We start from the raw sequence: 9,375 nt of genomic DNA, 5'->3' as shown, positions 1-9,375 counted from the left end.
TGATCAATTCATTCGCGCCAACTGCCGGCGCGAATGAATTGATCAGAGGTTCCCTAAACATAGTCAGAGCTGATCCAGATTCAAGCACTTCGCGCATCGACCGCCTTGGGTTAAGCTTTCGCTTCCGCCATCGTATCCGGGAGAGTGTCATGCCGAGTCCGTCCTTCACCCAGTTGAGCTGTCTTGCCGTGGCCTGGCTCTTGCTGGCCGTGTCCGCCCTGGCCGACGAGCCCCGGGGCATGACCCCCTCGGACTACTACGATTTCGTCTTCGTCAATGACCCGCAGATCTCGCCCGACGGCAAGAAAATCGCCTTCGTGCGCGGCGAAGTGGCCGACGACCGGCGTTCCCGTGAGACAGCCATCTGGCTGGTGGGCAGCGATGGTGAAAGCGAACCGCGGCGCTTTACCCGTGGCGATTCCGACGGCAGCCCTCGCTGGTCACCCGAGGGTGATCGCCTGGCATTCGTCGCCAGTCGCAACGAGCGACCACAGCTCCATGTCATTGCCACCGATGGCGGTGAAGCCCAGGCCCTGACGACTCTGGAACAGGGAACCATCAGTGATTTCCACTGGCTGCCGGAAGGTGATGCCATTCTGCTCAGCCTGCGATTGGACCCTTGGGTGGAGGACCCGCGCCAGGAGGAAGAGGAGGAAGAAGAGCCGCAGGCGGACCTGACCCGAATCAGCCAGGCGGTCTACAAGCAGGAAGGCCGGGGGCTACTGGACGAGGCCCGAACCGGGCTCTGGCTGCTGGACCTGGACAGCGGGGAGCTGGAGCGCCTGGTCCATGACGAAAGCTGGAATGTCCACAATCCCGTTGTTTCTGCCAATGGACGCCATGTGGCCTTCAATGCCGATAAAGGCGGCGAGGAATTCGATGGTGGCTTCAACCAGGACATTTATCTGCTGGACCTGAGACGGGGCGAGAGCCAACGCCTGGCCACCCCGGAAGGTCGGGCCAGCAATCCGGTATTCGCGCCGGATGGACGGGCCCTTGTCTATAACCATCAGGCCGAACGCTATGCCCCGACGGAACTGCACCGGATCGAGCTGGGTGATGAACAGGTCTCGGTGCTGCATCAGGGCATGGAATTGAGCGTTGCCAATGTCCACTGGCCGGCCGGTGACAAGGGCTTGTTCTTTCACAGCGACTATCGCGCCTCCCGCCCCCTGTTCCAGTTGCAGGGCGCCGACGGCAATTGGCGCCTGCGCTTTGGCGAAGCCGCGAGTGTGGAGTCCGCCAGTTTCTCCGCCGATGGTCGGCGGGTGGCCTGGACCCAGAGCGATGAAATCAATCTGCCGGAAATCTGGGTGGCCGATACCCGCCGGGGCGGGCAGAAACGCCTCACCGGTTTTAACGATGAACTGCTCAATGGCCTCGCCCTGCGTCCCCTGGAGCGCTTCGAATTCATCAACGACGATGACTTCGAGGTGGACGGCTTCGTGCTGCGCCCGGTGGATTTCGACCGCAACCGGCGATACCCGGTCATCCTCAACATCAAGGGCGGCCCCGGCGGGATGTGGGGGCATCAGTGGTTTCATGAATATCACATGATGGCGGCCCAGGGTTACGCGGTCATCTTCACCAATTACCGGGGCAGCACGGGCTACGGGCATGAGTTCCAGTCAGCGGTGCGCCTTGACTACGGCGGTGCCGACTACCGCGATAACATGCAACTGGTGGACGAGGCCCTGGAACGCTATCCCTGGCTGGATCAAGAGCAGCTCTACGTCACCGGTGGCTCCCACGGGGGGTTTCTCACCAACTGGATCACCACCCAAAGCAATCGTTTCCAGGCAGCGGTCACCCAGCGCAGTGTCAGCAGCTGGATTTCCGAGGCCGGCACCCAGATGTTTCCGCCGCGATCCATGAATGCTGAATTCGGCGGCACGCTCTGGGACAACTTCGACTACTACTGGGGCCGCTCGCCCTTGAAGTATGCCGATCAGGTGGAAACACCGACTCTCATCATTCACGCCGACCAGGATCAGATCACGCCCATCGGCCAGGCCCAGGAATGGTTCTACGCCCTGCTAAACAACGACGTGGACACGGAGATGGCCATATTCCATGGCGAGGGGCACGGCCTGTCCCGGGCAGGAACGCCCGTCAATCTGGTCAAGCGGCTTGAATTGATTCTGGAATGGTTTGAAAGTTACAGGGACTAGGAGCCCACAGGGCGCCGGCTTGCCATCATGAGTTGGTGACCGGCTCCCTGCCCCGCAACCACCGGCGGGCAAACTCCTCCGGTGTGCAGGGGGAACCAACCAGATAGCCCTGGGCATAGTCACAACACAGCTCGGATAGAGCCCGGGCTTGTGCCTCCGTCTCCACCCCCTCGGCCAGGGTTTCCATGCCCAGCGCCCGGGCGGTAGCGATAATGGTCTTGACGATGGCGTAATCACTGGCATCGTCCAACATTTCGCGCACGAAGGACATGTCCACCTTGATGACATCGGCGGGCAGGCGCTTGAGATAGCTCATGGAAGAATAGCCGGTCCCAAAGTCATCAATGGACAATTGAAAGCCGGCCCGCTTAAGGCGGCGGGTAATGAGGGCTGAACGTTCGGGGTCCTTCATGATTCCGGTCTCGGTCAGTTCCAACCCAACATGAACCGGGTTAACCGCCGCTTTCTCCATTGTCCCCAGAATCTGCTCGACGATCCCATCATCCTCCAGCTGCTCTGCGGAAAGGTTGATGGAGATGGGACCGGGAATGTCATAGCCGGCCTGCTGCCACTGCCTGATTGCAGCCGCCACCCGGGCGAAGAGCCAGGGACCCAGTTCCGACATCATTCGGCGTTCTTCCAGAACGGGGATGAGAACGCCGGGGCTGACCCAGCCCCGATTGGCATCGTGCCAACGCAGCAAGGCCTCGGCACCACATATTTTTCGTCCCGGCAGGGTGAATTGAGGCTGGAAATGAACCTCCAGCTCGTCCGCGGCCAAGGCCGCCCGAAAATCCCTTGCCAGACTGAGCTTCGCGTTCAGGGCCTCTTCCATGGCGGGACGATAGGCGACACAGGGCAGGCTCTGGGCCCGGGCTTCGTTAAGTGCAATATCGGTATGCCGCAACAACTCTTCGGCCGACGCACCATCGCGGGGATGGACCGAAAGCCCCATCGTGGCGCTGATGGTGACCTGCTGCTCCCGCAGAACCATGGGTCGACTGAGGGCCTCGCCCACCTGCCGCGCCATGATCAGGGCCGACGGTTCATCCCTGCCAGGCAACAGCAGCAGGAACTCATCTCCACCCAGACGTGCGAGAAAATCACTTTCCCCACAGAGCATGGACAGGCGCTCGGCAACCGCCTTCAGTGCTTGATCACCCACGGCATGGCCCAGGGACTCATTGATTTCCTTGAAGCGGCTGAGGTTGATGATCATGAGCGCGGCTCGACCCGCCTGTTTGGCGGCGCCCACCAGAATCTCGTGGAGACGCTCCATGGCCAACACCCGATTGGGCAGTCCCGTGACTTCGTCATAGAAGGCAAGGCGATGAATACGCGCTTCGTCCTGCTGACGTCGGGTCACATCGGCACCCACCTGCAGGATCCTCATCTCTGATTCCGGTGACTGGGACTGGGGACTTTCATCACGAGTCAGAGTCCAGTGAAACTCCACCGTAATTCGGCGACCACTACGGGCCAGACAATCCAGGTTGCCCTGCCAATAACCGTTGGCTTCCAGCTTTCCGCGGGCATGCTCAAAGGCCTTCGCATCCACACCCAGGAATTCCGTGCAGTTCTGTCCCAGGGATTCAGGCGCCGACCAACCGAAGATCTGCTCTGCCCCCCGATTCCAATATTCAATACATCCTGATTGGTCGGTGAGCATGATGGCATCGCGAGTCTGGTCCAGCAGGGCAGCCTGCTCTTCGATCTGACGATGCCGCTCCAGGCGGTCCAATTCACCGGCCGCGCCCGCCGCAAAGATGCCCAAGGCCGAAAGAATGAAATCCGGATCAACCACCGGCTCACGAAACAGGGCGAAGATCAATCCAATGGGATTGCCATCGGCATCTTCCAGGCGGTGGCCCACATACGACTCGACGCCAAGTTTGTGAAGAATGTCATCTTCGGGATAGGTCTCCCGTGCTGCTTCCGGTACCACGCAACTGGCTTGACCGAGCATGGACTCACAAGGGGTACCGCTCAGGTCATAAGTCGTACCCGCAATCGACTTACCGTCCGCCTGGCCCGCCACAATCCGCGCCCGGAGCAGATCCCCCGGCAGCAAGCGGCCAATCCCCACGATCGGCGAACCGACGGTCTCCGCCACCTTGTCCGCCAGTCGCTCCAGGAAATCAGCCCCGCTTCTGGCCTGGAAGGCCGAGGCAATGTTGATTACCGCGCGGTTGAGCTGCTCTTCGCGGATTCGGCTACGCCGGGAGACGATGCCATAGGCCAAGTCGCTGGCCAGCTCGCCCAACAGGCCCAACTCATCACGGCTGATGGCGTCGCCAACCGGTGCCACCAGGATGAATACACCGAGCAATTGATCGCCATCGCAAAGGGGGATGAACAGACCGTTGCCCAATTCCAGGGCCGATGCCTGCTCTGCAATGGGCAGTCCCGGAACATCACCAAAACCCCGAACCAATACAGGCAATTGGTCCTCCAACAGTGGGCGCAAGACACCTTCGCCCGACATGCGAAATCGCAGGTCATCTGGTTCGAGTGAGAACCTATCGTCAGCAGCCGACCACGAATGGCAGTGGTACCAACCGGATTCACTATTGGCCGGTAGGGCGATCCAGCTCAGCGGGTATTCCCCCGTGTCGACGACCACATCACAAATCCCCTGCAGCAGTTCTGCCTCGCACTCGGCTCGAACCAGTGCTTCATTGCATTGACTCAGCATGCGCAGGGAGCGATTGGCCCTAGCCAGGGCTCGTTCCCGATCCTTGATGTCACTGATATCGGTAATCACACCCTCAAAATGGACATCCCCGGACTCAATGGACGAGACCGCACGGCCACGTTCCCAGACCCAGCGCCAGTTACCTTTTCGGGTACGCAGTCGATAGGAAAAGCTATAGGGCTGACCGCCAGCGATGGAACGCTCGACTTCGGCAACCAGTCTGGGCATGTCCTCAGGGTGAATCAGTTCGACAAAGCCGCCACTGTCCTCGGCAGTCAGTTCCTCCGGGGTGAATCCGGTCAAGTCCCTGGCACCGTCACTGACCCAGACCGCACTCCAGCGTTCATCCTGGCGGACCCGGTATACCATGCCCGGAAGATTGGCCACCAGGGTTTCAAGCTGTCGCCCCTTCTCCTTCAGGGCCCGACGGACTCCCTTGAGCTGACGTTGTGAGCGACAGTGTTCGATGGCCACACCCAGCAAATGGGAGATTCGGGAGATGATGAGCAGATCCTGCTCATCAGGACCGCGCGTTTCCCGGTAATACAAGGCAAAACTGCCCAGTACCTTGCCAGCGGCATCGACAATGGGGGTTGACCAGCAGGCATGGAGGTCATGGGCCAGGGCAAGTTCACGAAAGTCTTTCCACAGGGGGTCGCTGCTGATGTCGGTGGAGATCACCTGACGGCGCTCATGCATGGCGGTTCCACAGGAGCCCACGCCAGAGCCAATGGCTACACCTTCCAGGGCATGGTTGTAGCTGAACGGCAACTGCGGGGCCGCGCTATGGACGACATGCACGCCATCATCATCCAACAGGAGAATGTTGGCAATGCCGTCACTGGAGAGTTCATCCACGACACTCGCGATCTGGTCCAGCAACTGCTGCAGGCTGCTACCTTCCAGCATCTGCTGAAGGATCGTTTCCTGCGCCCGGAACAACCGGGATTCAGTTACCGCCGCGACCGCTTTGGACACCTTATGGTCACCTTTATCCCCAGGCGGGGAGAATCAGTTTGCCGACAATGGCATTCCCGGATCGTTGCATTCGCAGGCATGGACGCCGACTGAAAATACCGCGGGCACAACTCCCGGCGGAACTCGGCGGCGCACGTCCTAGAACTGATTGTAGTGGAAAACCCGCAGCTTTCTGCAAATGACAGCGTCTCACGTTTAGAGCTCAGGGAGAATGCTAAAATTCCCCTCTTTCCTTGCGCCATGCCGCCAATGAGCACAAACACCATGCCCGGGCAGCCCGTCGACAGTGTCATACCCCGCCTGCTCAAGACTCTCAGCGATCACAATCGGGCAATCCTCCAGGCCCCCCCGGGCGCGGGCAAGACCACGCGGGTGCCACCGGCATTGCTATCAACGCCCTTCTGCAAGGATAGCAAAATCCTGCTACTCGAGCCGCGCCGGCTGGCAGCCCGCAATGCCGCCCGATTCATGGCCGCACAACGGAGTGAGCGGGTGGGCGAGACAGTGGGCTACCGCACCCGCCTGGATACGCGCATCGGTCCCGACACCCGTATTGAAGTGGTCACCGAAGGAATTCTCACCCGCCTGATCCAGGCCGATCCGGCCCTGGAGGACTACGCGGCGGTGATCTTCGACGAGTTCCATGAACGCTCCCTGCAGGCCGATCTGGGACTGGCCCTGGTGTTGGAGTCCCAGCAGGCCCTGCGCGAGGATCTTCGCCTGCTGATCATGTCGGCCACGCTGGATACAGACCGGATATCCACCCTGCTGGACCAGGCCCCGGTGGTGCACAGCGAGGGGCGCAGTTTCCCGGTGACGGTTCACTACCGTCCGCCCGAACGCGACGAACCGCTGATTTCCAGCGTGACCCGGGCAGTCCATCACGCCCTGGCCAGTGAATCCGGCTCACTGTTGGTGTTTCTGCCTGGTGAAGGCGAGATTCGGCGGACAGTCGAGGCCCTGGAAGGCAATCTGCCCGCCGACGTGCAGCTCGCGCCTCTCTACGGTCAACTCTCCCCTGAGGCTCAGGATGCGGCCATTCAGCCGGCGTCGACCGGTCAGCGCAAGCTGGTACTGGCCACGGCCATTGCTGAAAGCAGTCTCACCATTGAGGGCATTCGGGTGGTAATCGATGCCGGCCTTGCCCGACGCAGCGTCTTCGATCCGGGCTCGGGCATGAGCCGGCTGCAAACCAGCCGGGTCTCGCGGTCATCAGCCGAACAGCGCCGGGGCCGCGCCGGGCGAATCGGCCCCGGCGTCTGCTACCGGCTGTGGTCTGAATCGGCCCAGGCGGGACTGGCACCGTTCGCCCCCGCCGAGATACTGGAGGCGGATCTGGCACCGCTGGCGCTGGAACTGACCCAGTGGGGCTGCCGGGAACCGAAAACACTGGCCTGGTTGGATCCACCCCCCCGTGCACCGTGGCGTCAGGCCATGGATCTGCTGCAATGGCTTGACGCGGTGGATGACGACGGCGCGATTACCCCCCATGGTCGCGACATGCAGCGGCTGGGCCTCCATCCCCGTCTCGCCCATATGGTCCTGCAAGGCCGGGCCATGGGCCTGGGCCGATTGGCGGCGGAACTGGCGGCTCTGCTGGAGGAGCGGGATCCCTTGCCGAATGACGAGGGTGCGGACATGGAAAAGCGGGTTCTGGCGCTCCGGGGGGAATATCCCGCTGCCACCAGCGGTCGCCTGCGCCGCATCCGTCAGGCAGTGAACAAATGGCTGCCCGGGAATGAGCCGCCCGCTCAGGACGATGAACAGGAAACCGGTCGCCTGCTGGCCCAGGCCTACCCCGACCGTATTGCCCGTCGGCGGGGTGAGAGTCACCGCTTTCTGCTTGCCAACGGCCGTGGCGCGACACTGTCGGTACAAGACCCCCTGGCCCGCAAGACCTGGTTGGTGGCGGCAGCCCTGGACGGGAGAGAGGGAGATGCCAGGATCTTCCTGGCCGCGCCGGTTTCCGGCTCAGCGCTGGAACAGGATCTGGCGGGGCGAATCAAGACCCGGGACCGGGTGACCTGGGACGAAAGGGCCGGGACCATGGTGACACAGCGGGAACGCCGACTGGGCGCCATCCGCCTGTCCACCGAGCGGCTGCCGGATCCGCCGGCGGAGATGATTGAAAACGCCTTGCTGGACGTGGTCCGAGAGCGGGGACTTGGCGTACTGCCCTGGTGCGGAGAGAGCCGACGCTTGCGGGCCCGTTTGCAATTTCTGCACCGGCTCTGGCCGGAGCAGTGGCCGCCCTGCGACGATGAAAACCTGCTGGCAACACTGGATGAATGGCTGGCGCCCTTCCTCGTCGGTCGACGCTCCCTGGCTGATCTCGGCAAGCTGCCGCTCAAGCATGCCCTGATGGCCAGGCTGTCCGGCAATCAGAGCGGGGAATTGGAACGGCTGGCACCGCCACGGCTCCAGGTGCCCAGCGGCCAGTCCATGCCGCTGGACTATGATGCCGACCCCGGCCCGGTGCTGGCAGTGAAACTGCAGGCCGTCTTCGGACTGTCTGAATCACCGCGGGTTGCGGACGGTCGCTGTCCGGTGGTTTTTCACCTGCTCTCACCCGCGGGCCGCCCCCTGGCCGTCACTGCCGACCTGGCCAGTTTCTGGCGCCAGGCCTATCCGGAGGTCCGCAAGGACATGCGCGGGCGCTACCCCAAGCACCCCTGGCCCGACGATCCGCTCGCCGCCGAGGCAACCATGGCCACCAAACGGCGATGAAACCGGCTACCGGGCCAGCAGGCGGGAGAGACTGCGCTGCCCCATGAAGCGATCCTGCTGCCTGCCCTCGGCATCAAACAACAGGGTGGTCGGCACGCCATGGGCCTGCCAGCGATGCAGCAGGCGGCTGTCGCCGTCCAGCAGCACGGTGACATTGTCCGGCAGGCTCTGCTCCAGACCGTCCATATAGGCGGTGACGGTCTCGGCATCCTCGCCCACACTGACCAGAAACCACTGCCTTTGTTCGGACTGACGCGCCGCCCGGATCACATCCGGCATCATGCGATGACAAACGCCGCACCAGGTGGCCCAGAGAAAGACGCCGCTACCCTCCTCGCCAGCGGATGCGGCGAGCTCGACTGCGCTTCCCTCCAGGTCCTCAAGGACCACACGATCCAGTCGCGCCGTATCCGGGGCCAGGACCAGAACGGCCACCACTCCCGCCACTCCCACGACCAGTCCGGGGAGCATGGTGGCCGCCATCCAGCGCGGGGCCATGCCATGCCGCCAGAGGTACCAGGCACTGACCAGCGCGGCACCCAACAGGGCGCCCCACCAGGCGAAACCGTCCTGCCAGATGAACAGAATGGTCCAGGGCGCCTCCAGAAAGGGGGCCGGGAACGTCACCACGTGAGCCAGACGGGCGCCGACAATCGCCGCAACCAGGGACCAGGTCACCCAGTCGCTCAGCAGGGGTTCGCGACGCCGGAGGAAGTGTGCCGCCAGCAGCAGGCTGATCGCCGCCAGCAGGGCCACGAGACGATCCATGGGCATGACCAGGGGCCCGAGAGTGATTGCATCCAT

At 62.5% G+C, this 9,375-nt stretch carries 4 protein-coding genes; 2 read left to right on the top strand and 2 right to left on the bottom strand.

Going from position 1 to position 9,375, the window contains the following annotated elements; all coding sequences use genetic code 11:
• Positions 1 to 149: 149 nt before the first annotated feature.
• Entirely contained in the window at positions 150 to 2,171 is a 2,022-nt protein-coding gene (locus ACJWXQ_RS00795; protein WP_346052547.1) for a S9 family peptidase, read from the top strand.
• Positions 2,172 to 2,196: 25 nt separating this feature from the next.
• Here the strand turns inward: ACJWXQ_RS00795 and ACJWXQ_RS00790 are convergent, their stop codons facing one another.
• A complete protein-coding gene (locus ACJWXQ_RS00790) occupies positions 2,197 to 5,844 on the bottom strand; it encodes an EAL domain-containing protein (RefSeq protein WP_406671938.1) in 3,648 nt (1,215 codons plus the stop codon).
• A gap of 264 nt (positions 5,845 to 6,108) precedes the next feature.
• Here ACJWXQ_RS00790 and hrpB point away from each other — a divergent pair, with 264 nt between their 5' ends.
• Positions 6,109 to 8,571: an ATP-dependent helicase HrpB gene (hrpB, locus tag ACJWXQ_RS00785; protein WP_346052543.1), complete on the top strand. Its 2,463-nt coding sequence runs from the start codon at positions 6,109 to 6,111 to the stop codon at positions 8,569 to 8,571.
• Positions 8,572 to 8,577: 6 nt separating this feature from the next.
• On the opposite strand, the gene ACJWXQ_RS00780 is transcribed toward hrpB, so the two are convergent.
• The coding region (locus ACJWXQ_RS00780) for a TlpA disulfide reductase family protein (protein WP_346052541.1) at positions 8,578 to 9,375 on the bottom strand (798 nt) is incomplete at its 5' end.

Origin of the sequence: Natronospira sp. (assembly GCF_007134575.1) — a bacterium.
Classification (GTDB): Bacteria; Pseudomonadota; Gammaproteobacteria; order Natronospirales; family Natronospiraceae; genus Natronospira; species Natronospira elongata.
The sequence above is the reverse complement of the archived record's forward strand: the minus strand, read 5'-3'. Positions and strand labels throughout refer to the sequence as shown.